The organism is Bacillus sp. AY3-1 (assembly GCF_008368785.1).
Taxonomy (GTDB): domain Bacteria; phylum Bacillota; class Bacilli; order Bacillales; family Bacillaceae_G; genus Bacillus_A; species Bacillus_A wiedmannii.
The window spans coordinates 22,107-48,093 of the sequence record NZ_QORZ01000017.1; the positions used below are offsets into that span (position 1 = coordinate 22,107).

The window sequence follows — 25,987 nt, forward strand, 5'->3', positions numbered from 1 at the left end:
TGGGAGAGAATTCATGCCCCTCATATGAGAGGCACGAATTTCACCTTATTTTTTCTTACTATGATTTGCCTCAATATTACCTTTAATTTGCTTCACTGCATTGTCAAGTGCTGCTTTTGGTGCCTCTTTTTCCGTAACAACTAATTGAAGCGCATCTCCAGCTGGTTTCCATACTTCTTGCATTTCTGGAATGTTCGGCATTGGAATTCCATTTTCAGATTGTGTTGCAACTGCTTTTGCAGCTTCATTATCTTTAATGATTGGATCTTCCATTACTGCTTTTACTGGAGGAATTTCTTTTGTTTTCTCAAATCGAATTTTTGCGTTCTCTTCATTTGTTACCCATTCAGTGAACTTTGTAGCTAAATCATTTTGTTTAGAGAAACTTGTTACATGCCACCCTTTAACCCCAACAAATGTTTTCATTGGTTGACCGTTTGGTAATTTCGGCATTGGAGCAACGCCATAATCAATTCCGTTCTTTTCCATTGCTTGGAACGCCCATGGACCATTCATGATAGATGCTGCTTTTCCTTCGTTAAATAGTCCATCAGCAGCAGGTCCACCAGATTCACCGATAATACCTTTCGGGAATAACTTTTCTTTGTACCATTTTTGAAGATATTCAGCACCTTGTACTGCTCCACTATTATTTAATCCAACATCACTTGCATTTGGCTTTCCATCTTTTTCACCAAACACATAACCACCCATACCTGCCATGAATGCATTAGCAAAGTAGAAGTTATCTCCTAGTGTTAAAAATCCATACTTGCCATCCTTCGTAAATTCTTTTGAGAAGTTAAACAGCTCGTCCATCGTTTCTGGTGCTTTTGGCATTAATTTTTTATTGTAAATAAAGACTGGTGTCTCAATTGCTTTTGGTAAACCATATAATTTTCCGTTATATGTCTGTGCTTCTATTGATGATTCAGTAAATCTACTCTTCACAGCATCATCAGCTTTCACTTCAGAAAGTAAACCTTCTGTTACTGCGTTTCCAATTTGATCATGTGGCAATGTTACAACATCTGGTCCCGTCCCCGCTGGTCCATCAAGGCGTAACTTCTTCACTTGATCTGTCATTTGCATTTCAACGACTTTTACTTTTACTTTATATTTTTCCTCAAAACTTTTCACTGCTGGTTCTAAACCAACACCTTTTTTATCATCTTCCCAAACGAGAAGATCGTAATCTTTCTTCGCTTTACTTTCTTCTTTCTTCCCTGAATCTTTCGGTCCACATGCAGATAACATACCAATTGATAATGCTGAAACCGTTAATAATGATAATGCTTTCTTCATCCCAAAAACCTCCCTAAATTGTATATGTACCTTACTGATTGAAAACGTTTGCATTAAATGGTTTAATAGAAGCACAAACAATATCTCAATCTATGAAAACGTTTGCGCTATTTGTCTATCATTATACAGTCTTTTATTTATTTTGCAAATATTAATTTTAAAATATTATTACTACACTCTTTATACATTGACTTTATATGAAATGAATACTACTCTTATAAGCAATATTAAAGCTATGCAAAAAGCAATCGTTTGCAACATATACTTTATTATTATACGTAAGGGAACAATATGCATGGAGATATTAAAGGGGGATTTTCTATATGCTTAAAGAAGCTATTTATCATAGGCCAAAAGATAATTACGCATACGCTTACGATGAAAAAACGATTCACATCCGAATACGTACGAAAAGAGAAGATGTTCAAAGCGCCACTCTTATTTACGGTGATCCTTATGAATGGAAAGAAGGGAAATGGATTACATCAAGTACACCGATGAAAAAAACTGGTTCTACTGCATTGTTTGATTATTGGTCCATTTCCATCGAGCCAAAATTTAAGCGCTTACGTTATGGATTCGAATTAAAAAATGATACAGAAACGCTTATTTATGCAGAGCGAGGATTTTTTTCCAGTATTCCAAATGATGACGTTGGTAACTTTTTCTGTTTGCCATTTATTCATGCAAATGATGTGTTTCAAGCACCTTCTTGGATTAAAGACACTGTTTGGTATCAAATTTTCCCAGAACGGTTCGCTAACGGAGATCGTGCACTAAATCCAGAAAACACTCTTCCTTGGGGAAGCGCTGAGCCAACTCCAACTAATTTTTTCGGCGGAGATTTTGCTGGTATTATTCAAAACCTCGATTACCTTGTTAAGCTTGGAATTTCGGGAATATACTTCACACCTATTTTCAAAGCACATTCAAACCATAAATATGACACAATTGACTACATGGAAATCGATCCGCAATTCGGGACGAAAGAAACGTTCAAAGAACTCGTTCAAGCATGTCATACACACGGTATAAAAGTAATGCTCGATGCCGTGTTTAATCATAGTGGATACTTTTTCGATAAATTCCAAGACGTACTAGAAAACGGTGAGAAGTCTGCTTATAAAGAGTGGTTCCATATTCATGAATTTCCAATTGTAACGGATCCACTCCCGAATTATGATACTTTCGCGTTTACACCGTATATGCCTAAATTAAATACAGCACACCCAGATGTAAAAGAATACTTACTTGAAGTAGGGCGTTATTGGGTAAGAAAATTCAATATAGACGGTTGGCGCCTTGATGTAGCAAATGAAGTAGACCACAGCTTTTGGAGAGAATTCCGAAGCGAGATAAAGGCATTAAATCCTGAAGTATATATTTTAGGAGAAATTTGGCACGATGCACTTCCATGGCTACAAGGAGATCAATTTGATGCTGTAATGAGCTATCCTGTTACAAACGCTCTACTGTCTTACTTTGCTAATGATTCCATTAAAGCAAATGAATTTATGAAACAAATTACAGAGTCTCTCCATTCCTACTCTATGAATGTAAATGAAGCAGCGTTTCATTTATTAGACAGTCATGATACACCAAGAATATTGACAACATGTAACGGAGATAAAAATAAGTTACAGTTACTTTATGTATTCCATCTTTCCTTCATCGGCTCTCCTTGTATTTATTATGGAGACGAAATTGGTATGGACGGCGGTATGGACCCAGATTGTCGCAAATGTATGGTTTGGGATACGAAAGAACAAGATCATCTATTATTTACACATATACAAACATTAATTTCATTACGAAAGCAATATAAAGCATTTGGAGGACATGGTACTTTCCAATTCATCGAAGCAAATGATGAACATAATTATATTTCTTATACGAAAACATATGAAGATGAAACTATCTTTTTCGTTTTAAATCCGACTAATAGTGATGTTATAGCTTCACTCCCTCTCCATGTTACTGGAAAGAAAATCATTAACATTTATACAAACGAAGAATTTTCAGCGGAAGCAAGTGTATTACAAGTTACACTTCCTCCATATGGATTCTCAATCTTAAAATGGTAATAAAAAATCCTTATGCCAAGGTGTGGCATAAGGATTTTTCTTATTTTAATTTAAATACCGTCGCTTCATATGGACGTAATACAATGTTATCTATCGATCCACTCTCTACGTCGTAATTGTGTATTAATAACTCTGATTCACTATAACTAATGTCCTTAGGCAATTCAAATACACATTCTTCCGCCGTAAAGTTTGCAATAACAAGAAGTTTTTCTTCTTCATATGTTCTTACGTATGCAAAAATAGAAGGATTATTATCTAATATTAAATCATATGATCCGTACACAACTATTTCATTATTTTTGCGTAGGTCAATTAATTTTTTATAGTAATAAAAAATTGAATCTTTATTTTGGATCGCTTGTTTCACATTGATTTCTTTGTAATTAGGGTTTACCGTAATCCAAGGCTCACCTGTTGTGAATCCAGCATGATCTTTATCATCCCACTGCATCGGTGTTCTAGCATTATCTCGGCCTTTTATATAAATAGACTGCATTACTTTATCTATATCTTCACCGTGCTCTATCACTTTTTCCTTATACATATTTAATGTTTCAATATCTCGATATTCATCAATCGATTCAAATCGAACGTTCGTCATTCCGATTTCTTCTCCTTGATAAATATATGGTGTTCCTTTCATCATATGAAGCACCGTCGCTAACATTTTCGCAGATTCAATGCGATACATTCCATCATTACCAAAACGAGATACAACGCGTGGCTGATCATGGTTATTCCAATACAGGCTATTCCACCCTGTATGCTCTAATGCTTTTTGCCACTTCGTTAAATTCTCTTTTAAAGTAAGGAGTGAGCATGGTTTTACATCCCATTTTCCGCCTTCTCCCGAATCTAAATCCATATGTTCAAATTGGAATACCATCTGCAGTTCTTTTCGTTCTTCCCCAGTATACATTTTCGCTTCTTCTGTCGTTACACCAGGCATTTCACCAACCGTCATAATATCATAATGAGATAATACTTCTTCATTCATTTCATGTAAATATTTATGAATGTTTGGACCATTCATAAAATGCTTATGACCTGAAACATACCCCTCTTCTTCGGTTTCAACAGCTGGTAATCCCTCTTCTTTAGAAATAAAATTAATAACATCCATACGGAAGCCATCAATTCCTTTTTCTAACCAAAACTTCATCATTTCATAAACATCTTGTCTTACCTTTTCATTATCCCAATTTAAATCTGGCTGTTTTTTAGAAAACAGATGTAAATAATATTCATCTGTCATTTCATCATATTTCCATGCAGATCCACTAAAAGCTGCTCCCCAGTTGTTCGGCTCTTTTCCTTCTTTTCCAGGACGCCATATATAGTAATCTCTATATTTATTATCTTTTGATTTACGTGATTCAATAAACCAATTATGTTCATCAGAAGTATGGTTAACAACTAAGTCCATCATAAGTTTCATATTACGTTCATGCATTTCATGTAGTAGCTCATCCCAATCTTCCATTGTTCCGAACTCATTCATAATTTTACAATAATCACTTATATCATAACCATTATCATCATTTGGAGATTCATAGACCGGTGATAACCAAATGACATCAATCCCTAATTCTTTTAAGTAATCTAGCTTTGAAATAATCCCACGAAGATCCCCAATACCATCACCGTTACTATCCATAAAGCTACGAGGATAAATTTGATATACTACACTTTCTTTCCACCACTGTTTTTCCATTATGCTACCCCATTTCATTAATAATTCGATTTTCTCTTTTTTAAGGCGCAAACGTTTTCATTAATGAATGATAACAGATTCTATCTTAATTTAAAATAGCGCTTACAACTTTTATTCTTATTTTTCTAAGAAAACATACGCAAATTACTAATATCCCTCTAATAAATGAAAACGTTTTATTTTTTTGTTTATTTTTTGAATCTATTAGTTTATAATGAACTCAAAGAAAACGTTTGCATAATTTTTTCTAGGGGGCAATACCATGGCAGAATTGAAATTAGAAAACATTTATAAAATATATGATAATAATGTAACAGCTGTAACAAATTTTAATTTACACATTCAAGATAAAGAGTTTATCGTATTTGTCGGTCCTTCTGGATGCGGAAAATCTACAACATTACGAATGGTGGCTGGACTTGAAGATATTTCAAAAGGAGAGTTTTCAATTGATGGTAAGCTAATGAATGATGTCCCTCCAAAAGATCGCGATATCGCAATGGTCTTCCAAAACTATGCTTTATATCCACATATGAGTGTGTATGATAATATGGCATTTGGATTAAAACTTAGAAAAATACCAAAAGATGAAATCGATCGTCGTGTGAAAGATGCAGCAAAAATTTTAGGACTGGAACAATATTTAGATAGAAAACCGAAAGCGTTATCTGGTGGACAACGTCAACGTGTTGCGTTAGGGAGAGCAATTGTTCGAGACGCGAAAGTGTTCTTAATGGATGAGCCTTTATCCAACTTAGACGCTAAATTACGTGTTGCAATGCGCTCAGAAATTTCTAAATTACATCACCGTCTTGGAACGACAACAATTTACGTAACACATGATCAAACAGAAGCAATGACAATGGCTTCACGTCTCGTTGTTATGAAAGACGGAAAGATTCAACAAATCGGAACTCCAAAAGAAGTATATGAAACACCTGAAAATATTTTCGTTGGTGGATTTATTGGCTCTCCAGCAATGAATTTCTTCCGTGGTAAATTGACTGAAACCGATTTCGTTATAGATAATTCATTAAAAGTCAAAGTAACTGAAGGAAAAATGAAGATGTTACGTGAACAAGGCTATGTAAATAAGGAAATTGTTTTAGGTATTCGTCCTGAAGACATTCATGATGAACTATTATTTTTAGAAGCTTCACAATCTACTGCCTTCACAACAAAAATCGAAGTTGCTGAGTTACTAGGTGCTGAATCTATTTTATATATGAAACTTGGAGATCAAGATTTTGCAGCACGTGTTGATGCAAGACATACATTTTCACCTGGAGATCAAATTAAACTAGCATTTGATATGAATAAAGCGCATTTCTTTGATAGTCAAACTGAACAACGTATTCGTTAAAAAATAATTTTCCTCTGTATAACATACAAAAAAACCGTCCACATACTTTGAGGGCGGTTTTCATTATTATACGAGGGCTTCTACTGTATGAAATGATTGTCCTTTCGTGCCAATAATACCGAAAATCGGTAAGTCACTCAGCACCACTTCTTCTTGCTGTTTCATAAAAGATGACGTTAATTGTTTTATCTCTATCCAAACGTCATTAATACAAAGTACATTGGAATCGTTCTCTTGTTGGCGAGAAAAAATAGAATCTATTTTATATAAACCAGCATTTTGAAAAAGCATATCAATGCGACTAAATGCATTCAAAGTAATACTGATAACGCGTTGCCAATCTCCTTGCTTTCCCATATCATAGGATACAAAAAGTGCTTCTCCGCCTAGATTCGTAATTTCCTCCACTGTTGCTTGTCCACTTTCTTGATCAATGTCCGTCACAATTACTTTTGCGCCTTGTTTAGCCAACAAAAGAGCTGTATTACGTCCAATACCGATGCCACCGCCAGTTACGATAGCAACTTTTCCTGCAAGCTTCATTTTCATTACCCCTTCTATAAGTCTTACCGTCATTCAGTATACTCCTTTATGAGATTAGTCTGCAAGCAAGAAAAGTTGCTTATTAATTTGTAAGCGATTACTTTTTTACTCCTTCTTTTTTCTTACTATTACGCTGATCGAAAACTAAACCGATGAAAATTAAAATCCCCCAAAAGATTACGCTACCCCCAGTCATTTCAATTTCCCCCTTATTATATAAAGATATTATTTTAATCATTATAACATTTTCTTAATTTTCAATCTATTAAAATCAAAAATGATATGGATTAACTTTTTCTTATTATATATCCTTTAAAATATATTTATATAATAAAAAAAGACCTTCTTATTTTATGTATAAAAAGGTCTCTGTTTTATTATACAAGACTTATCACTTTTGTTTTTGTAATTAAATCTTGAAAACCACAATTATCTTTGCGGAATAACATCATATATACGTTACATAATATCGGAATTCCAAGTAGCAATATGTTCGGTAATAACAATACAAAAAATCTTATAATTAATGTTTGTAATGTTAACTTTTCACTCTTCAATGAAATTAATTTTATTCTCGTTACCTTTTTACCAAGTGTAACACCGTTCCAAATAAAGGGTACCAAAATAAAATATATCGCCATTAATATAAAAACTACTGCGAGATCATATCTATAATCACCAAAACTAATATTAAAGCGATTAAAAATAGCACTATAATTTCCGGTCATAATAGCTACTACTGCACCATACATAACCGAGATTAAAAACATGTCAATTAGGGAAGCACCTATGCGATTCATTACAAGCGCTGGACGATGCATCTTTAACTTCATTTTATGTCGACTCCTTCATATCCTTCTTTACCCGTCTCATCGTACCACTTCTAAAAAACATTGTAAACTAGCGTTTCTCTTACTTTTCTTGTACAATGTGTTACAACAGCATTGTAAAGGAGGTTCCCATATTGAAAAAATGGATAATCCTATTCGTCGCATTCCTATTAGCCGGTTGTGCTGGAAATACAAATCATATAACTTATACGATTAACGATGAATACGAACTCATACGTACTTCTGGAAATGCATTTGAACTTTTCCCATCGCAAGATGCTGTATATGCCACACAATACATTCCTGCAAAAATTACAGACATAGCTTGGGATGATAAATACATTATTGCAAAACAAATTGAGGAAAAGTCAGATCCGAATAACCCTGACGGAGCAATTGCAAATAAAAAAAGTGAGCATTATTGGATTATTGACGTAAAGCATAATAAACGTTTTGGTCCTTATAATGAAAAGCAATTTAATGAACAAAAAGATGCGTTTAAAATTAAGGTACCTTTTCAAAATGTAGATTCATACATAAAAGAAAAGAAAAAACAGTCAGCATAATATTTTTAACGCTGACTGTTTTTTCTTTTATGTTTTTAAAAATCCCCTACTCAGAAAGTGAGATATTAAAAGTTTGTGCCTCTTTTACAACATCTTGCGTTTCTGTATCTGCTGCGACTACATTATCTGTTGTAAACTTAATATCCTTTACCTTTTCTTTTCCATCATCAAGTATTAAGCCGATAATACCATCTCTTGTTTCACCAGGCTTATAGTCTTCCCTTGATACATTTTTTGTACCAACGAGCGTATCTTCATCATATAAAAAGTTTTGAGTTGCTACTTTAAAATGTTGCTTATCATTAATCGTAACATCATTCATAGAGAAAAATTGCATATTTTTATTCCCGCTATTTTCCACCTTATATGTAATTTCAACGTAACGAATCGTATCACTAATCTCTGTACCACTTATCGATGCATATAACTCCGCATCTTCTTGACTTACTTTATCTCCTAATCTACGCTTTACTTCTTCAGGAGTTAATGCCGTAAATACTTTTAATGCATTTTTTGCATCTTTACTCATCTGCGATAAAGAGATTACTTTTACATCTTGTATGTGAATTTTCATTGGTGCTACTTCAAATGTTTGATTTACAGATTGAATCTGTTCTAACTTAAAAGTACCCCACCCTGTTTCTTTCACTTTTTGTCCTACTTTTATCAGCTCACGCCCGCCATATTCTTTTGTTTCAGGAATAGATTCTTTCTTCTTCGGTTCAACTTTCTTTTCTTCTTGATGGAAGCAACCACTTAACATAAGAAGAAAACTACATAAAACAAAAATATTTTTCCATGCTTTCATCATATAATTTCTCCTAACACTATCATTCATTAATATAAATTAGTCCTTTGCTTTGTAGACTATAGAAACAATGAGAAGTCCACAAAACGAACTTGTCAGTCCAGATACCATTATACCTCCTATTTGGAAAATATGAAAATAGGGATCTACAAACGCGTGAACGATAAATACTAGAGCTGCGACAATGATTGCCGAAACCCAATACTTCCTTTTTTCTGAATCTATCATAATATCTTTCCCTGTTTCATCTTTATACTTCCATAATACGTATAGTAGTAATAAGAAACCAACACATGTACTCCCGTGTTGCATATATTTATACACCGGGATACTATGTAATTCCCTTTGTAACAATGGTATTTCCATAACGAAGTAGCCTGTCTTATGAGTAAACGCATCCCAAACGACATGCGTGAGCATACCGAATAAAGCAGAATAGCAAAATACAAAGAAATCCTTCCATGTATGAAGCCCCCACCTCTTATCTACTGCATATGTATAGTAGCCTGCAAATGGTTTAGGTAAATGTGCTATAAACGGCTTTTTTAAAATGTAATGATACATATATGCGAACAGAAATACAAGTGGTAAATTCAAATATAAGAATCCAATCCATGTATGCCCAATAACACCATACGGTCTGAAGTATAAAAAATATTCAAAATCAGGCGCCATACTGCCTAATATAAGAGCCGTTACTGAAATATATTGAGAACGCTTTTTCACAAAAGGAAGAATTGCTGCTGGATGCGCAAATGTAAACGGCATGTTTTAACTCCTTTTCATATCTTCAATAGAATACCATCTATCATAACGAGAGAATTGATCTTGATGCAATATTTATTTTCACATTGGAATATGATAGTTTACATGTTATAATCCACATAAAATATTCAGAAAATAAGGAGAGGTTCACGTGTCATTAACACTTGCCTTTTTTCTGTGGAAGCACTTAAAAATTATAAAATATATGCCTGCTCTCGTTGGTTTTATAAGCGTTATTTTTATTTTCATATGGAAGAGAATGACTTTAGGCTGGGAAGGTATTGGCTTTGGCGCACTTCAATATACAATACTATTTGCAAGCTGTCTTACCCTTGTATTTGCTGCTTTTTTAGAATCAAAATCCGTTATGAATTGAGGTTTATATATTGATTGACGTACCCTTTTTAAAAAATGTCACATTAAAAAAAGAAAATATCCCTAGTTTTTCCGCATATCCTTACTGTCTACCCGCTATCCGAACTTTACAATCACTTGCCTTCCATCCAAATGTAACATTCATTATTGGAGAAAACGGAACGGGAAAATCAACATTACTCGAAGCAATTGCAATCGCTTTAGGATTTAATGCAGAAGGTGGAACGAAGAATTTCCGCTTTAGCACAAACGATTCACATTCATCTTTATATGAATACCTTCGAATTTCTAAAAGTTTCAATACACCAAACGACGGTTTCTTTCTTCGTGCTGAATCATTTTATAACGTTGCTTCTTATATTGATGAGATGGATGCTGATCTAGAAGCACGCGGGAATCCAGTTATTGACTCATATGGTGGTATCTCACTACACAAACAATCACACGGCGAATCATTCTTTTCCTTATTTATGAACCGTTTTTCAGGACAAGGTTTATACATTTTAGATGAGCCTGAGGCCGCTCTATCACCAATGAGGCAACTTTCCATGCTTATTCGAATGCACGAACTAGCGGAACAAGGTTCACAATTTGTTATCGCGACGCACTCTCCTATTTTAATGGCTTATCCTGAATCCACTATATATTCTTTAACACAAGAAGGGATTCATGAATCCACATTAGAAGAAACCGAGCATTACCAAACGACAAAACTTTTCTTTGAAAATCGTGATCGATTATTTCATCATTTATTTGATTCTTAATAAAAAAGAAGCAGCGATTGCTGCTTCTTTTTTATAGTGCTTCTATAAATAATGCTACCCCAATACCGCCACCGACGCATAGAGAGGCAATTCCTTTTTCTAAACCGCGTCTCTTCAATTCATGAATTAAACTTACAGTAATACGAGCTCCTGTACAACCGATTGGATGTCCAAGTCCTACACCGCTACCGTTTACATTCACTTTTTCACGGTCTAAACCTAATTCTTTCTCTACAGCTAAGTATTGAGCCGCGAAAGCTTCATTAATTTCCAGTAAATCAGCATCTTCTAATGACCAATCTACTTTTTCTAACCCTTTACGAATTGCTGGTGCTGGTCCAATACCCATAATTTTCGGATCTACTCCAGCTACTGAATATCCAACAATTCTAGCTAACGGTTGTAAGCCTTTTTCTTTCGCTTTTTCTTCGCTCATTAATACTAGAACCGCACTTCCATCATTAAGGCCAGATGCATTCCCTGCCGTTACAGATCCATCTTTACGGAAAGCTGGTTTTAATCCTGCTAATTTTTCCGCTGTAATATCTGCACGTGGATGTTCATCCTTCGAAAATACTATTTCTTTTCTACGTTCTTTTATCGTAATAGGAACAATTTGCTCGTCAAAATATCCAGACTCGATTGCTTGCAGTGCCAATGTATGACTACGAAGCGCAACTTCATCTTGTTCCTCTCTTGTAATTTCATATTGGTCAACTAAATTTTCAGCCGTTTCACCCATCATAATATGGTGAATCGGATCTTCTAGTACTTCCCACACCGTATCACGAATTTCTCCGTGCTGTAGACGTTGTCCCCAGCGGTGCTGTTTTAATGCATAAGGGCTTGAGCTCATTGCTTCTACTCCACCTGCAATTACAACATCACTTACACCTAATTGAATTTGCATTGCAGCTGACATAATTGCTTGCATACCTGAAGAACATTGACGTTGGATTGTATAACCCGTAACTGTGTCAGGAAATCCTGCCGCTAATGCAGCTGTTCTTGCAGTATTTGCTTCATCAGTTCTTTGAATACAATGACCTAAAATTACTTCATCAACTTCGTGTGGTTCTACCCCGCCTCGTTTTACAGCTTCCTGAAGTACAGGAACCGCTAATTCTACTGGCGTTACATTTTTTAGCGCTCCTCCAAAAGTTCCAATTGGCGAACGAACTGCAGCTGTAATAACAACATTATGCATTTTGCACTTGCCCCTCTCTTATGTACCCTAGTCAGTTTTTAGGTGAAATTCCATAAGATGTATGTCTACATCTATCATACTATAAACATACTAAAAAATCAAAATATTTAATATAATAAAAATAGAAGGAATTAACCTTCTATTCTGTTAATGCATATAAAAATTTTTGTAAAATTTTCTCTGTCGTTTCATTCAATTTTGGTAACTTATCTACCGGAAAATATTGAAGCTTCAATCCCTCATGATCAAGCCTTAATTCTCCACTCACATGATGCCCCTGATACAGATGAATAACATTAAAAATTTCATCCCCATTAGGATAACGGAAATATACTTCCTTTCCTGATAAGACACCTAGAAATTGCATGATTTTTGCAGTTAATCCCGTCTCCTCGAATAATTCTCGGCGAGCAGTTTCTTCCGTCGTTTCTCCTAGTTCCATCGCGCCGCCAGGTACACCCCAATCATATGTATCTGACCGATATTGAAGCAATACTTCTTGATTATCATTTAGTATAATTATTGCTGATCCAACAAGAATAAGTGGTCTTGTCCCAACGACTTTGCGTAACTCTTCAATATACCCCAATATGTAAACTCTCCTTTCCTCACCCTTCCTTATCATAACAAAATTTTTCTCCTTTTGTTGATGTAATTTCAAAGAAAAAAAAGGAAGCTTTCACTTCCTTTTTTCCAATTTTATTTCTTAAAACTTTCATATTTTACAGCTTCAAAAGCTTCTTCAATTTCATCATTACGATAATGAACGTATGTAAAACGCCCTAATTCTACTAATCTTGCTATTTCTTGTAACGCTTTATGTTGCTCATATGTTTCCTCCAGCTTAATATGTACATAAAACTTCATTAATGGATGTTCATATAAAGGTTCTCCTACCTCTACATATACATCTTCAACCCCTTGTACAACTCTTACATAACTCGCAAATTGATAAAGTGCTTCTCTGTCTGAAACGATTTTTAATGTATACATATATTCTCCCCCTTTTCTTTACTATATCAAAAAGATGACCACACCATGTTATAGAACTATGAAATTTTTTCGACTTGTAATAAACAAGGCTTTTATCCATACATAGGGTCTTTTCCCAACATATATTATAGAAAGAATTTTTTCAGTTGAGGTGTTCCTTATGGATCCATACGTCAATATATGTATTTGCATTACTCCAGGCGCCGATATTTCTGATGACCGTATCGCAAAAGATTTAGCAGTTGCAGAATCAATTTGGTACCCCATTACATTTCAAATTAAAGACGTAATCATTTTAAATGAACTTTTTCGTTTTTCTGACCGTGAAATTAGTTATAAAAATTCTATTCAAAGTCAGGAAAAATTAGCATCCTTTTTCCAAACATGTGTAAATGAAGCTCCTGAATGCGACCTTTACATTTGTTATATTGGCAGTGATTATTTCAAAGAAACAGCCGTAATTGCCTGCGCTTACTCTTTAGCCAAACAACAGCAACTTACTGGTTATATCGTTTTAACAAATTCGGCTGCTCCCATGAAAAATATATATACGCTCGCTCACGAAGTCGGTCATATTTTATTTACAAGACGTGTTCATGGAAAACTTACTCACGCAGATCCTCATTCCCTAACTGGCTCGGAGCACCATCCTTCTCCAACAAATCTTATGTACCCTATCGTACCTCGTCCTGAAAACGTCCATATTCATTCCTTATTAACAAACGAACAAAAAGAGCTCTCTTTACAAAGCTCTTTATTACAAAGAAAAAAACAGTAACTGTCATGTTACTGTTTAAAACAATTTATTCCAATTAACAAACGATATACCGGCTGCAAAGGATACACTATACACCTAAACCAAATCCCTCTAAAAATCAAAATATAGTATTTCTTTGGAAATAATTTTTTGTATATCCAGAGCAGCCACTTTTTTTGAACTACTCGTTTACACTTTTTCTCTCTTCAATTTTTAAAGACCATCTCATTAATCCATATATACTTCCATACATAAGTAATATCTTTGCAATTCCCCAAAATACATTTTTTTCTTCTAATTCTTTAAATATAAACATAATCGCTAAAGGAACAATTAGCACCAAAACACCCATCCAACCAAGGACATACACTTCTCCAACAAAAAGTAATAAAAAGATACTTGCTGCTAATATATATGTTTGCATTGTCGACAATTGCAAAATAGGTGTACCGTACCATTTATCAACAAACATCAATAATACTAATAATAAAATGGGAACCATTACTATTATGTAAATAATCCCGAACTCTACAAATTTATTTTTAAAAGAAGACATTCTAAACGCAACAATGGTTCCAATAATCGTAATGATTAAGACGATAGGATAGCCAATTAACTGTATATTCGTTAGTGTAAATTGCTGATTCGGATTATTAAATAAAATATGAGTTAATATCCAATACCCGCCAATACCAATTATCATGGCAAGAATACTCTTTATACTCCCGCCTTTATCCTTCTCCATTTCTTTCGCTAATTCTTCCGCATATTCTTTTGGTGAATCACCGAATATATCGCTTACCGTCTTTCCCTCTTTCTCACCTTCTATTAAATGAAGTTCTGCATCCTCTATAAAAGCGTCCACATCTTCTTCTTTAATTCCTTTTGTTATTAAATACACTTTCGTATCGATTAAAAACTTTTCTCCTTCTTTAGAAATCTGCATGATAAACCCTCCCTTATTTAACCGTTACTCTTCTATTCGTCTTCATCATAATTTCAAGGAAAATTAAAATAAACAAACTTCCGTATAAACATATAATTTGAAATAACATTGGCACGAGATCTTCTGATGTAAATGTTTTAAACAGTAACATAATCGAAAGTGGAATAATTAAATATAAGTTTTTAAACCATCCTTCAAAATATATATTTATCGCTACTGTGATCATAAAAATAACTCCAGCTAATATATAGCTTTGCGTTTGAGTGAATATAAACATTTTGGTAGGATATATCACATCTAATATCGTTACAGCCCCTATTAGAAACATTGGTACGATCATAACTAAAGCCCACATAGAAAACCACGTTTTTGTAAAACTTGTTACGAAGGTCATTTTGCGAAGTAGAAAATTAGGACCCATTACAGCTACAATCAATGTAAAGCTATAGCCAATGCACTGAATAAGTGACATCTGTAATAATCCGTTATTCACTATTAGGATAGAAGCAATAATCCAAAACGATACGATATTCATTACTGTAAAACCAATTTGCTTCCACGTTTCCTGTCTATCCTTTTCCATTACTTTTACAAGTTCATTTGCATATTCTTTCGGTGAGCTTCCGAAAATATCTTCTACACTTTTCCCATCACTCTCACCCTCGATTAAATGAAGTTCTGCATCTTCTATAAAATTTTCAATATCGCTTTCTTTCACACCCTTTGCCACTAAAAATAATCTCATATCTAATAAAAACTTTCGTGCTTCACTTGATATCATTATTTTTTTCTCCCCTTCCCCTCAAGTAGACGCTCTACACTACTTTGCATCGCTTCCCAGCGATCCATAAATTCATGAAGTGCTTCCTCGCCTTTTTCTGTTAATGTATAATATTTTCGCTTTGGGCCAGATGGAGATTCCTTCATTACACTTGTTATTAATCCTTCCTTTTGCATTCGTATTAATAACGGATAAATACTTCCCTCACTCGCCATTGTAAAGCCATACTTCGCTAGCTTTTCACTCATTTCATAACCGTATATTTCACCTTCAGAAATAATAGCAAGTAAGCATCCTTCTAAAATCCCTTTCAGCATTTGACTTGTCGACATAATTTAAATCCTCCCACTATCTTGTTTTACAAGATAGATAAGCGTAAGTATCTTGCTTTACAAAATAGTATAGCAGAGACTATTTTGCAAAACAAGATAGCTAACAATATTTTTCCAAATCTTTGCAGGATTTTTATTATCCCCTCTCTAAATAGAGCAATATGAGAACTTTATTACGAAGGGATGTTTTTCACCATGGTTACAAATCGAGTTGTCTTTTTAACAGGTGCTGCAAGCGGTATTGGTTATGAAATGGGAAGCGCTTTCGCAAAAGAAGGTGCAAAAGTTGTCATTACCGATCGTCTTGAAGAACGTGCAAAAGAAGCTGCTGATCATTTACAAAAAGAAGGCTATCAAGCTATCGGTTTAAAATGTGATGTTACATCTGAAGAAGAAATTACCGCCGCAATTTCTCAAACCGTTACTCATTTCGGTTCATTACATATATTAATTAACAACGCAGGAATGCAGCACGTTTCACCAATTGAAGATTTTCCAACCGAAAAGTTTGAACTACTTATTAAAATTATGCAAATCGCTCCTTTTATCGCAATTAAGCATGCCTTCCCAATCATGAAAAAACAAAAGTATGGCCGAATTATTAATGTAGCCTCCATTAATGGCCTCGTTGGATTTGCAGGAAAATCCGCCTACAATAGTGCGAAGCATGGCGTAATCGGATTAACAAAAGTTGCCGCTTTAGAAGGCGCTACTCACGGAATTACCGTTAATGCGCTTTGTCCTGGTTATGTCGATACCCCACTTGTACGTAATCAACTACAAGATTTAGCTACTACACGAAATGTACCACTTGAAAATGTTTTAGAAGATGTTATTTATCCACTTGTACCACAAAAATGCTTATTGCAAGTACAAGAAATCTCTGATTATGCTATGTTTTTAGCGAGTGAAAAAGCAAGAGGTATAACTGGTCAAGCAGTTGTTATCGATGGTGGCTATACTGCTCAATAAAAATAAAGTTTGCTCACGAAGAGCAAACTTTATTTTACTTTCTATCGTGAGGACCTTCCTACTTTAGTAATTGTTTAGGAAGTTTCTCGATTGCAACAATTACCCCATCTAATTTACTTTCAATACGATGGAGTAAATATAATGTTACAACAATCGGAAACCCTACATTACCTATCATCCTGATCCACTCTTCCATCTTTTCCGCCTCCTTCCATTATATAAATAAGAGAAAAGAAAACATTTAGGCATAAAGTGAAACTTTAATCAGTGGGGGTTTTCTTCATCCCCCACTGATTATTAGTTGAACCAATTGGGCTTTTACGGGCAGTTGACCCCCACCAACTTCTTTGCTTCCGCTGAATTTTGAGGTGGGGGTCTTACTGCCCGTTAATGCGGGATAAAAAAAACAAGCTATTATGTATTAGCTTGTCTTTCAAATAACGATGCAATTTCCCATTTATAATCTCCGTGTATGATGCCTTTTTCAGTAATAATACCTGTAATTAATTCATTCGGTGTTACATCAAATGCTGGATTATAAACAGTAGTTCCAACTGGTGCCACTTGTTTTCCAAAAATTTTCGTAACTTCGGTTTCATCTCTTTCTTCAATAACAATTTCTGTACCTGTTTGTTTCGTAATATCAAACGTAGATAACGGAGCTGCAACGTAAAATGGAATATCGAAATACTTTGCTAATATAGCTAAATTCATTGTTCCGATTTTATTTGCTGCATCTCCATTTGCGACAATTCGGTCCGCTCCTACAATAATCGCGTTTATTTCTTTCGTTTGAATAGCATGCGCTGCCGTATTATCTGTAATAAGTGTTACATCAATATTTGCCTGTTTTAATTCCCAGGTCGTTAAACGCCCGCCTTGTAAAACCGGTCTCGTTTCACACGCATACGCATGTAAACGTACACCTTTTTCTTTCCCAATATAAAACGGTGCTAATGCAGTACCATATCTAGCAGTTGCAATACTTCCAGCGTTACAAATTGTTAAAATGTTATCACCGTTTTTAAAGCATGTTAATGCATGTTCTCCAATACTCCGGCATACCGCTTCATCTTCTTGCTGAATGAGAAGCGCTTCTTCTTCTAATATTTTTTGTGCTTCTTTTATTGTAGTAATTTCTCGAATGGATTCTCTCATACGATCGATTGCCCAAAATAAATTGACTGCTGTCGGGCGTGACGTTCCTAAATAATTACAATCTCTATTAAACTTCTTTTGAAATTCTTCCATATGTACAGTATTATATTTTTTTGATGCAAGTGCCAAGCCAAATGCAGCTACAATTCCAATTGCAGGTGCTCCTCGTACCTCTAGCATGACAATACTTTTCCATACCTCTTCAATCGTCGTTAATGTTTTGTATTCTGTACTATGCGGCAACTTTGTTTGATTTAATACTGCAATGGCATCACCTTTCCAACTGACAGATCTCGGAACCGTAACAATTGTACTCATGCTTTTATCCCTCCAGAAACTGTCTGTTGAAATAATGTTCGGAACAGTTGAATATCAGCACTCTTAGCTTCATATTTTATTAGTTCTTTACCTAAGGATAACGCTTGTTTCTTAGCTTGAATCCTCGTTTCTTTATTTGCTATTCCATCTAAATCAGCTACATGCGCTAAGCCAATTGTTCTACGGATAAGCTCACATCCGGCAAATCCAACGGCATCTGTAAAAATATTTTGCAAAATAATTGGCAACCATTGTTTCTCTTTCGTATATGCTTCTACACCTTCTCCAATCCATAACTTCGTAAAAGCTTCTACAAAATAACTCCATGTTTTCTCAATATGGAAAAATAGCACACTTCTTTTTTCCTCTTCACGGGATAGTGCATTTAATAATAAATTTGCAATAAATTGGCCAAGATCAAATCCAAATGGACCATATGTTGCAAATTCGGGATCAATTACTTTCGTTTCAGCAGGTGATGAAAAAATACTACCAGTATGTAAATCACCATGAATAAGCGCTTCTTTTCTCGTTAAGAACTTATATTTATACTGTGCTACTTTTAATTTTAAATTTTTGTCACTCCACAGTTCATCCACCGCTAGTTGTAACTCTGGTTCATAATCATTCGTATCATAATGACTAAACGGATCTGTAAACACTAAATCTTCTGTAATTTTGCAAAGGTCTGGGTTTACAAATGCACCTTCTAGTACCCTTTTCTCTTCTGACTCTAACCCGAAATCTGAAGTATAAAACAAAACATGTGCTAGAAAACGACCAATATGTTGGGATAAAAGCGGGTACTCCTCTCCATCTATTAATCCTTTTCTTGTAATTGTTAGCCTCGATAAGTCTTCTATGACCGTTACTGCTAACTCTTCATCATGACTGTACACTACCGGCACATATTCCGGCACATACTTCGCAAAAATTTGTAATGCTTTACTTTCAATCGTCGCTCTTTTTATAGACAGTGGCCAGCTCTCACCAACTACTTTCGCATATGGCAGTGCTTGTTTGATTATAATAGACTTCTCTCCATCATCTAATTTGAACACGTAATTTAAATTTCCATCTCCAATTTCATGACAAACTACATTTGCTTTCTTTTCAAAATAACCATGTTCTTTCGCATATTGTATAGCTGTCGTTTCAGTTAATGAATAATATCCCATCGTCTTCTCCCCCTTTTTTTAATTCAGAGGTTTTTCTCACGTAGAAAAACCTCTTTCCACAAAGAAAGAGGTTTGAAGTTTATCTTCTCCCCTCTTATCTGCCAGAAAGGTTTACTTTCTGCTGGAATTAGCACCGTGCCTTTTGGCGTAAATAAACGCCCCATTTCACAATGGTATTACGGTCGGTTGCTGGGCTTCATCGGGCCAAATCCCTCCACCTGCTCTTGATAAGAGTTGTATAATTTTTTGAATTTTTAACTTTATGTTGAAGACTATACCAAGAATAAAAATCACTTGTCAACATTTTATTTGTATAATTCTGGACGACGATCTGCAAAAACTGGAATTCCTTTGCGTACTTCTTTAATTTTCTCAAAATGAAGCTCTCCAAATAAAATTGATTCTTCTTCATTCGCTTCTACAACAACTTCGCCCCAAGGATCGACAATTAAAGAATGACCGGCAAACTCATTATTCGGATCCTTTCCTGCCCTATTACATGCAACAACATAACACTGATTTTCAACTGCTCTTGCTTGCAGTAACAAACGCCAATGCGCTAAACGAACCAATGGCCATTCTGCTACAACAAATAAAACTTTTGCACCTTTAGCAGTATGAACGCGCATCCACTCTGGAAAACGAATGTCATAACAAATTGTGCCGGCGCACTCTACATCATCTAGCCTAAATTCACCTGTACTATTTCCAGCGATTAAATATTTATGTTCATCCATAAGCTGAAATAAGTGCACTTTACTATATTCATTGACTAGTTCTCCTTCCTTGTTTACCACATACATTGTATTTGTAACACCTTGCTCTGTTTGCTTCGCTATAGAACCACCGACAATATGTACACCATATTGCTTCGACCATTCTTTCAGCTTTTCTTTCGTTTGCAATCCATCCCTATCTGCAATTTCAGTAAGCCTCGTTAAATCATATCCCGTTGTCCATAGTTCTGGTAAGACAATCACATCTGGTCTTTCCTTCATCGCTTCGCTTATTTTATTTTTAGCATTCTCAATATTTTTTTCTACATCTCCAAAGACAATATCCATTTGAATACATGCGACTTTCATTTTGTCAGCCCCATTCTTAATTTTTTCTTTACAAAATACTGGAAAGATTATATCATTTGTCACTAGAATTGTAACAACTTTCAAAAGAGGTGGAAAGTATGAAATTATTTCAACCTTCTGAGATAGTAACATCATTGCCTACACAATTTTTTGCTTCACTTGTTGCAAAAGTTAACAAAGTCGTTGCAGCTGGTCACGATGTTATTAATCTAGGTCAAGGTAATCCAGATCAACCAACACCGCAGCATATCGTAAAAGCTTTACAAGATGCTGCTGAAAAGACCATTCATCATAAATATCCGCCATTTCGCGGACACGAAAGTTTAAAAGAAGCCGTGGCAACATTCTATCAACGCGAATATGATGTAGTAGTAAATCCAAAAACAGAAGTTGCTATTTTGTTTGGTGGAAAAGCTGGATTAGTAGAATTACCAGTTTGTTTTACAAACCCTGGTGATACTATTCTCGTTCCAGATCCAGGCTATCCAGATTATTTATCAGGAGTTGCTTTAGCAAAAGCACAATTTGTAACAATGCCGCTTATTGCAGAAAATAATTTTTTACCAGATTATACAAAAATTGATGCCACTACCGCTAAGCGTGCAAAGTTAATGTTTTTAAACTATCCAAATAATCCTACTGGTGCTACTGCATCAAAAGATTTCTTTGATGAAACCATTCATTTTGCTAATAAACATAATATATTAGTCGTTCATGATTTTGCTTACGGTGCTATTGGATTCGATGGTCAAAAACCTGTTAGTTTCTTGCAAGCAGACGGTGCTAAAAATACAGGTATTGAAATTTACACTCTATCGAAAACTTTCAATATGGCTGGATGGCGCATCGCTTTTGCTGTGGGGAATGAAAGTGTGATTGAGACAATTAACTTATTACAAGATCATATGTATGTTAGTATTTTTGGTGCAGTTCAAGATGCTGCCCGCGAAGCACTATTAAGTTCACAATCTTGCGTAATAGACCTTGTAAATAGTTACGAATCTCGAAGAAACGCTCTTGTTTCAGCTTGTCACTCAATTGGTTGGAATGTAGATATTCCAACAGGCTCATTCTTTGCATGGCTTCCTGTTCCGAAAGGATATACATCTGAGCAATTTTCTAATATTTTACTAGAAAAAGCACACGTTGCAGTTGCTCCTGGTGTTGGATTTGGTGAACATGGCGAAGGATATGTCCGTGTTGGTCTCTTGCATACAGAAGATAGATTACGAGAAGCCATTAATCGAATTGATAAATTAAATTTTTTCAAAAAGTAATTGACAACATGAAAAATATCTGACAAAATTCAGTTATCTTAAAAATTTAAACATTTCTAAATACTTCTTATCAAGAGCAGGTGGAGGGACGAGCCCGACGAAACCCGGCAACCGATCTACAATTGTAGACACGGTGCTAATTCTCGCAGCATTATGCTGACAGATAAGGAGCTGGTTGTAAAAAAACCTCTCCTTAGCTGAGAGGTTTTTTTATTTAACTAGGAGGTTTTAACAATGAGCGGAATTATAGCAACGTATTTAATCCATGATGATTCACATAACTTAGAAAAAAAAGCCGAGCAAATTGCACTCGGTTTAACAATTGGCTCTTGGACTCATTTGCCACACTTATTGCAAGAACAATTAAAACAGCATAAAGGCAACGTCATTCATGTTGAGGAACTAGCTGAACAAGAACATACCAATTCGTATTTACGTAAAAAAGTAAAACGCGGAATTATTAAAATCGAATATCCGTTATTAAACTTCAGTCCGGACTTACCAGCAATTTTAACAACTACATTCGGAAAGCTATCACTTGATGGTGAAGTGAAATTAATCGACTTAACATTTTCAGACGAGTTAAAACAATATTTCCCTGGTCCAAAATTCGGGATAGATGGTATTCGAAATCTTTTACAAGTGCATGAGCGTCCCCTTTTAATGAGTATTTTTAAAGGAATGATTGGACGAAATATTGGGTATTTAAAAACGCAATTACGCGATCAAGCAATTGGTGGTGTAGATATAGTAAAAGATGATGAAATATTATTTGAGAATACATTAACACCACTTACGAAACGCATTGTATCTGGAAAAGAAGTTTTAGAATCCGTATATGAAACATACGGACATAAAACGTTATATGCCGTAAATTTAACAGGACGAACTTTTGATTTAAAAGAAAATGCGAAACGCGCAGTGCAAGCTGGGGCAGATATTCTATTATTTAATGTATTTGCTTACGGACTAGATGTACTACAATCACTTGCAGAAGATGATGAAATCCCAGTTCCTATTATGGCACACCCTGCTGTAAGTGGTGCTTATTCAGCATCCAAGTTATATGGAGTTTCCTCTCCATTATTACTAGGAAAGCTACTACGTTATGCTGGGGCTGACTTTTCATTATTCCCATCTCCATACGGAAGTGTTGCACTAGAAAAAGAGGAGGCTCTTGCCATCTCAAAACATTTAACTGAAGACGATGCATTTTTCAAGAAGAGTTTTTCTGTTCCGTCTGCTGGTATTCATCCTGGTTTCGTTCCCTTTATTCTACGAGATTTCGGTAAAGATGTTGTTATTAATGCTGGCGGCGGGATACATGGGCATCCAAGTGGGGCGCAAGGGGGCGGTAAAGCTTTCCGTACTGCAATTAATGCTACTTTGCAAAATTCACCACTCCACGAAGTAGATGACATAAATTTGCATAGTGCACTACAAATATGGGGAAATCCCTCTCATGGGGTGAAATTATGAGTATTCAAGTATTTTGTGATTTCGATGGCACGATTACAAATAACGATAACATTATGTCCATTATGGAAAAATTCGCACCACCAGAAGCCGAAGAAGTAAAGAATAGAATTTTATCACAAGAGCTGTCTATTCAAGAAGGTGTTTCTCAATTATTTCAATTAATACCTACTAGTCTACACGATGATATGATTCAATTTTTAATAAAAACTGCTGAAATCCGTAGTGGTTTTCATGAATTTATACAATTTGTAAATGAAAATAACATTTCTTTTTACGTTATATCAGGTGGAATGGATTTCTTCGTCTATCCACTCTTACAAGGAATCATTCCAAAAGAGCAAATTTACTGTAATGAAACAGACTTTTCAAGTGAATTCATTACAGTTAAGTGGCCTCATCCTTGTGATCATCATTGTCAAAATCATTGCGGATTATGCAAATCATCTTTAATCCGTAAATTAAGTGATACGAATGACTTCCATATTGTAATTGGAGATTCAATTACTGATTTACAAGCTGCGAAACAAGCAGATAAAGTATTTGCTCGCGACTTCCTTATTACAAAGTGTGAAGAGAATTATATTGCTTATACACCGTTTGAAACATTTCACGATGTTCAAACCCAATTAAAACATTTGTTGGAGGTGAAATCATGAAACAACTTTTTCGTCAATGGTATGACTTAAGCGAGATAAAAAAAGAATTAACAACACGAAATTGGTTTCCAGCAACGAGTGGTAATATTTCTATAAAGGTTAGTCATGAGCCACTTACTTTTCTTATTACAGCAAGCGGTAAAGATAAAACAAAAACAACTCCAGATGATTTTCTATTAGTAGATCATCTAGGGCTTCCCGTATTAGAGACTGAATTACGCCCTTCAGCAGAAACAATATTGCATACACATATTTATAACAATACGAATGCTGGGTGCGTACTTCATGTTCATACAACTGATAATAATGTCATCACAAATTTATATAGTGATGCAGTCACCCTTCAAAATCAAGAAATTATTAAAGCTCTCGATATTTGGGAAGAGGGTGCAACAATTCACATTCCTATTATCGAAAACCATGCCCATATCCCAACGCTTGGAGAAAACTTCCGAAAGCACATACAAGGAGATTCGGGAGCAGTATTAATTCGTAACCACGGTATTACCGTATGGGGCCGAGATAGCTTTGATGCAAAGAAAAGATTAGAAGCTTATGAGTTTTTATTCCAATTTCATATAAAACTATTATCAATTCAAGGAGGCGTTTCTAATGGCGCAAATTCGTATTCATGAAGTAAATACTCGCATAGAAAATGAAGTAGAAGTATCTAAATTTCTACAAGAGGAAGGCGTTTTATATGAGAAATGGAACATCTCTAAACTTCCTACTTATTTAAATGAAAATTATTCGTTAACAGATGAAAACAAGGCTGAAATATTAGCTGTGTTTTCAAAAGAAATCGCTGATGTTTCAGCGCGCCGAGGTTATAAAGCACATGATGTAATTTCACTTTCAAATAGCACACCTAACCTTGACGAATTATTAATTAATTTCCAAAAAGAACACCATCATACCGATGATGAAGTTCGCTTTATTGTTAGTGGACATGGCATCTTTGCCATTGAAGGAAAAGATGGCAAATTCTTTGACGTTGAACTTGAGCCAGGCGATCTCATATCTGTTCCAGAAAATGCAAGACACTATTTTACCTTGCAAGATGATCGTCAAGTTGTAGCTATTCGTATTTTTGTTACAACTGAAGGCTGGGTTCCGATCTATTAAGGTAGTTAGTTGAATAAAAGGACTTGGATCCCCTTTTCCAACCTTTTATTCACTCTACATATATACATCCTCCTATGGAACAGGCTTATTTCAAAAAATGAAATAAGCCTGATTTTTTATGTACCTAACCATACGATTCCTTTCGTTCAAAAAAACAACCTCCCCCTTCTATTTTTTAAGTGTATTTCTGAACACTTTTTGAACATTTATTGAACTTTTTTTGAATTTTTTCTGAAAATTCTGTTTTACGTATGGTATACTACTATTAAATAAAAAGGAAAAGAATATCGCAAACAGAGGGGGGTAATCATGAGTTTACTTATCGCACTTATACTAGGGGTTACGTGTGGAGCACTTCCTGTTATTCTAGGAGCTATTATGGAAGAGTTAGAAGTTGGTGTTTTAGGTTTTGTCGCATCTTGTGTAAGCGCTTTATTTTTTGGTTTATTCGGCGCTATTCCTGTTTCAATTCTGTGTGCATTTTATATAGTACGCCATGCTCGTGCAAAACAATTTGGTCCTAATCACATCGCGCAAGTTATTCCATTCCCAATTGAACGATGCCGCCGAGCTTCTAGCTTATAATTATAAAAATTAAATATA

At 35.0% G+C, this 25,987-nt stretch carries 30 protein-coding genes, 1 pseudogene and 2 riboswitches; of the genes and pseudogenes, 13 read left to right on the forward strand and 18 right to left on the reverse strand.

Features of this window, described 5'->3' with window-relative positions; translation table 11 throughout:
• Positions 1–45: 45 nt before the first annotated feature.
• The gene (locus tag DN389_RS15475) at positions 46–1,305 is read right to left on the reverse strand and encodes an extracellular solute-binding protein (RefSeq protein ID WP_000709925.1); all 1,260 of its coding nucleotides are present in this window, start codon (positions 1,303–1,305) and stop codon (positions 46–48) included.
• 323 nt (positions 1,306–1,628) lie between these two features.
• Between DN389_RS15475 and DN389_RS15480 the strand changes: the two genes are divergently transcribed.
• The gene (locus tag DN389_RS15480; RefSeq protein ID WP_149237350.1) at positions 1,629–3,389 is read left to right on the forward strand and encodes an alpha-glycosidase; all 1,761 of its coding nucleotides are present in this window, start codon (positions 1,629–1,631) and stop codon (positions 3,387–3,389) included.
• A 40-nt stretch (positions 3,390–3,429) separates the two neighbouring features.
• Here the strand turns inward: DN389_RS15480 and malL are convergent, their stop codons facing one another.
• Positions 3,430–5,106 (reverse strand): oligo-1,6-glucosidase, encoded by a 1,677-nt coding sequence (gene malL / locus DN389_RS15485; RefSeq protein WP_149237351.1) that lies wholly within the window; start codon positions 5,104–5,106, stop codon positions 3,430–3,432.
• A gap of 262 nt (positions 5,107–5,368) precedes the next feature.
• Here malL and DN389_RS15490 point away from each other — a divergent pair, with 262 nt between their 5' ends.
• A complete protein-coding gene (locus tag DN389_RS15490; RefSeq protein ID WP_149237352.1) occupies positions 5,369–6,469 on the forward strand; it encodes an ABC transporter ATP-binding protein in 1,101 nt (366 codons plus the stop codon).
• 66 nt (positions 6,470–6,535) lie between these two features.
• Here DN389_RS15490 and DN389_RS15495 read toward each other — a convergent pair whose 3' ends face one another.
• The 3 genes from DN389_RS15495 to DN389_RS15505 all read right to left on the reverse strand — a co-directional run bounded on the left by DN389_RS15495 (position 6,536) and on the right by DN389_RS15505 (position 7,845).
• The gene (locus tag DN389_RS15495) at positions 6,536–7,045 is read right to left on the reverse strand and encodes an SDR family NAD(P)-dependent oxidoreductase (protein ID WP_000218424.1); all 510 of its coding nucleotides are present in this window, start codon (positions 7,043–7,045) and stop codon (positions 6,536–6,538) included.
• 64 nt (positions 7,046–7,109) lie between these two features.
• Positions 7,110–7,208, reverse strand: coding sequence for a hypothetical protein (locus tag DN389_RS15500; protein ID WP_000145657.1), 99 nt, complete (start codon positions 7,206–7,208; stop codon positions 7,110–7,112).
• Between the two features lie 181 nt (positions 7,209–7,389).
• Positions 7,390–7,845 (reverse strand): RDD family protein, encoded by a 456-nt coding sequence (locus DN389_RS15505; protein ID WP_000769076.1) that lies wholly within the window; start codon positions 7,843–7,845, stop codon positions 7,390–7,392.
• Positions 7,846–7,976: 131 nt separating this feature from the next.
• On the opposite strand from DN389_RS15505, the gene DN389_RS15510 reads away from it, so the two are divergent.
• Entirely contained in the window at positions 7,977–8,408 is a 432-nt protein-coding gene (locus DN389_RS15510; protein ID WP_000758773.1) for a DUF3997 domain-containing protein, read from the forward strand.
• A 46-nt stretch (positions 8,409–8,454) separates the two neighbouring features.
• Here DN389_RS15510 and DN389_RS15515 read toward each other — a convergent pair whose 3' ends face one another.
• Positions 8,455–9,219: a CREC-EF hand family protein gene (locus tag DN389_RS15515; protein WP_000973878.1), complete on the reverse strand. Its 765-nt coding sequence runs from the start codon at positions 9,217–9,219 to the stop codon at positions 8,455–8,457.
• A 36-nt stretch (positions 9,220–9,255) separates the two neighbouring features.
• On the reverse strand, positions 9,256–9,984 hold the full coding sequence (locus tag DN389_RS15520; RefSeq protein ID WP_098189969.1) for a DUF4184 family protein: 729 nt from the start codon (positions 9,982–9,984) through the stop codon (positions 9,256–9,258).
• Positions 9,985–10,132: 148 nt separating this feature from the next.
• Here DN389_RS15520 and DN389_RS15525 point away from each other — a divergent pair, with 148 nt between their 5' ends.
• A complete protein-coding gene (locus tag DN389_RS15525; protein ID WP_149237353.1) occupies positions 10,133–10,357 on the forward strand; it encodes a hypothetical protein in 225 nt (74 codons plus the stop codon).
• 10 nt (positions 10,358–10,367) lie between these two features.
• Complete coding sequence (locus DN389_RS15530) at positions 10,368–11,120, forward strand: AAA family ATPase (protein WP_000567981.1); 753 nt, start codon at positions 10,368–10,370, stop codon at positions 11,118–11,120.
• Between the two features lie 31 nt (positions 11,121–11,151).
• On the opposite strand, the gene DN389_RS15535 is transcribed toward DN389_RS15530, so the two are convergent.
• The 3 genes from DN389_RS15535 to DN389_RS15545 form a co-directional block, all read right to left on the reverse strand.
• Positions 11,152–12,327, reverse strand: coding sequence for an acetyl-CoA C-acetyltransferase (locus DN389_RS15535; RefSeq protein WP_000552069.1), 1,176 nt, complete (start codon positions 12,325–12,327; stop codon positions 11,152–11,154).
• A 139-nt stretch (positions 12,328–12,466) separates the two neighbouring features.
• Positions 12,467–12,916 carry an NUDIX hydrolase gene (locus tag DN389_RS15540; RefSeq protein WP_000540530.1) on the reverse strand — a complete coding sequence of 150 codons (450 nt, stop codon included), beginning with the start codon at positions 12,914–12,916 and terminating at the stop codon, positions 12,467–12,469.
• 110 nt (positions 12,917–13,026) lie between these two features.
• Complete coding sequence (locus tag DN389_RS15545; protein WP_000288327.1) at positions 13,027–13,320, reverse strand: DUF3928 family protein; 294 nt, start codon at positions 13,318–13,320, stop codon at positions 13,027–13,029.
• A 160-nt stretch (positions 13,321–13,480) separates the two neighbouring features.
• On the opposite strand from DN389_RS15545, the gene DN389_RS15550 reads away from it, so the two are divergent.
• On the forward strand, positions 13,481–14,098 hold the full coding sequence (locus DN389_RS15550; protein WP_060488377.1) for a hypothetical protein: 618 nt from the start codon (positions 13,481–13,483) through the stop codon (positions 14,096–14,098).
• Positions 14,099–14,113: 15 nt separating this feature from the next.
• Here the strand turns inward: DN389_RS15550 and DN389_RS28825 are convergent.
• The 4 genes and pseudogenes from DN389_RS28825 to DN389_RS15570 form a co-directional block, all read right to left on the reverse strand.
• Positions 14,114–14,250: pseudogene (locus DN389_RS28825) on the reverse strand (DNA-binding protein); the annotation flags it as partial.
• 8 nt (positions 14,251–14,258) lie between these two features.
• Complete coding sequence (locus DN389_RS15560; protein ID WP_002143001.1) at positions 14,259–15,023, reverse strand: DUF1129 domain-containing protein; 765 nt, start codon at positions 15,021–15,023, stop codon at positions 14,259–14,261.
• Between the two features lie 13 nt (positions 15,024–15,036).
• Positions 15,037–15,804, reverse strand: coding sequence for a DUF1129 domain-containing protein (locus DN389_RS15565; protein ID WP_097857849.1), 768 nt, complete (start codon positions 15,802–15,804; stop codon positions 15,037–15,039).
• Positions 15,804–16,136, reverse strand: a complete 333-nt coding sequence (locus DN389_RS15570; protein ID WP_000107986.1) for a PadR family transcriptional regulator — start codon at positions 16,134–16,136, stop codon at positions 15,804–15,806. The genes DN389_RS15565 and DN389_RS15570 overlap by 1 nt, the downstream gene beginning before the upstream one ends.
• 195 nt (positions 16,137–16,331) lie before the next feature.
• Between DN389_RS15570 and DN389_RS15575 the strand changes: the two genes are divergently transcribed.
• Positions 16,332–17,108, forward strand: a complete 777-nt coding sequence (locus DN389_RS15575; RefSeq protein WP_149237354.1) for a 3-hydroxybutyrate dehydrogenase — start codon at positions 16,332–16,334, stop codon at positions 17,106–17,108.
• 58 nt (positions 17,109–17,166) lie between these two features.
• Here the strand turns inward: DN389_RS15575 and DN389_RS15580 are convergent, their stop codons facing one another.
• The 4 genes from DN389_RS15580 to DN389_RS15600 all read right to left on the reverse strand — a co-directional run bounded on the left by DN389_RS15580 (position 17,167) and on the right by DN389_RS15600 (position 20,931).
• The gene (locus DN389_RS15580) at positions 17,167–17,304 is read right to left on the reverse strand and encodes a YvrJ family protein (RefSeq protein WP_000393342.1); all 138 of its coding nucleotides are present in this window, start codon (positions 17,302–17,304) and stop codon (positions 17,167–17,169) included.
• 218 nt (positions 17,305–17,522) lie between these two features.
• Positions 17,523–18,584, reverse strand: coding sequence for an S-methyl-5-thioribose-1-phosphate isomerase (mtnA, locus tag DN389_RS15590; RefSeq protein WP_060488373.1), 1,062 nt, complete (start codon positions 18,582–18,584; stop codon positions 17,523–17,525).
• The gene (mtnK, locus tag DN389_RS15595) at positions 18,581–19,762 is read right to left on the reverse strand and encodes an S-methyl-5-thioribose kinase (RefSeq protein WP_088123341.1); all 1,182 of its coding nucleotides are present in this window, start codon (positions 19,760–19,762) and stop codon (positions 18,581–18,583) included. The genes mtnA and mtnK overlap by 4 nt, the downstream gene beginning before the upstream one ends.
• 91 nt (positions 19,763–19,853) lie before the next feature.
• Positions 19,854–19,996: riboswitch (SAM riboswitch) on the reverse strand.
• 71 nt (positions 19,997–20,067) lie between these two features.
• Positions 20,068–20,931 carry a carbon-nitrogen family hydrolase gene (locus tag DN389_RS15600; protein WP_002107779.1) on the reverse strand — a complete coding sequence of 288 codons (864 nt, stop codon included), beginning with the start codon at positions 20,929–20,931 and terminating at the stop codon, positions 20,068–20,070.
• A 14-nt stretch (positions 20,932–20,945) separates the two neighbouring features.
• Here DN389_RS15600 and DN389_RS15605 point away from each other — a divergent pair, with 14 nt between their 5' ends.
• From DN389_RS15605 to DN389_RS15630, 6 genes are all read left to right on the forward strand, one after another.
• Positions 20,946–22,124, forward strand: a complete 1,179-nt coding sequence (locus DN389_RS15605; RefSeq protein WP_000765535.1) for a pyridoxal phosphate-dependent aminotransferase — start codon at positions 20,946–20,948, stop codon at positions 22,122–22,124.
• Between the two features lie 64 nt (positions 22,125–22,188).
• A riboswitch (SAM riboswitch) is annotated at positions 22,189–22,294 on the forward strand.
• Between the two features lie 64 nt (positions 22,295–22,358).
• Complete coding sequence (mtnW, locus tag DN389_RS15610; protein WP_088123342.1) at positions 22,359–23,603, forward strand: 2,3-diketo-5-methylthiopentyl-1-phosphate enolase; 1,245 nt, start codon at positions 22,359–22,361, stop codon at positions 23,601–23,603.
• Complete coding sequence (locus DN389_RS15615; protein WP_000027484.1) at positions 23,600–24,259, forward strand: 2-hydroxy-3-keto-5-methylthiopentenyl-1-phosphate phosphatase; 660 nt, start codon at positions 23,600–23,602, stop codon at positions 24,257–24,259. Before mtnW ends, DN389_RS15615 begins: the two co-directional genes overlap by 4 nt.
• On the forward strand, positions 24,256–24,894 hold the full coding sequence (locus DN389_RS15620) for a methylthioribulose 1-phosphate dehydratase (protein ID WP_000811321.1): 639 nt from the start codon (positions 24,256–24,258) through the stop codon (positions 24,892–24,894). Before DN389_RS15615 ends, DN389_RS15620 begins: the two co-directional genes overlap by 4 nt.
• Entirely contained in the window at positions 24,872–25,384 is a 513-nt protein-coding gene (locus DN389_RS15625; RefSeq protein WP_000057324.1) for a 1,2-dihydroxy-3-keto-5-methylthiopentene dioxygenase, read from the forward strand. The genes DN389_RS15620 and DN389_RS15625 overlap by 23 nt, the downstream gene beginning before the upstream one ends.
• A gap of 309 nt (positions 25,385–25,693) precedes the next feature.
• Positions 25,694–25,969 (forward strand): hypothetical protein, encoded by a 276-nt coding sequence (locus DN389_RS15630; protein WP_000054671.1) that lies wholly within the window; start codon positions 25,694–25,696, stop codon positions 25,967–25,969.
• Positions 25,970–25,987 lie beyond the last annotated feature (18 nt).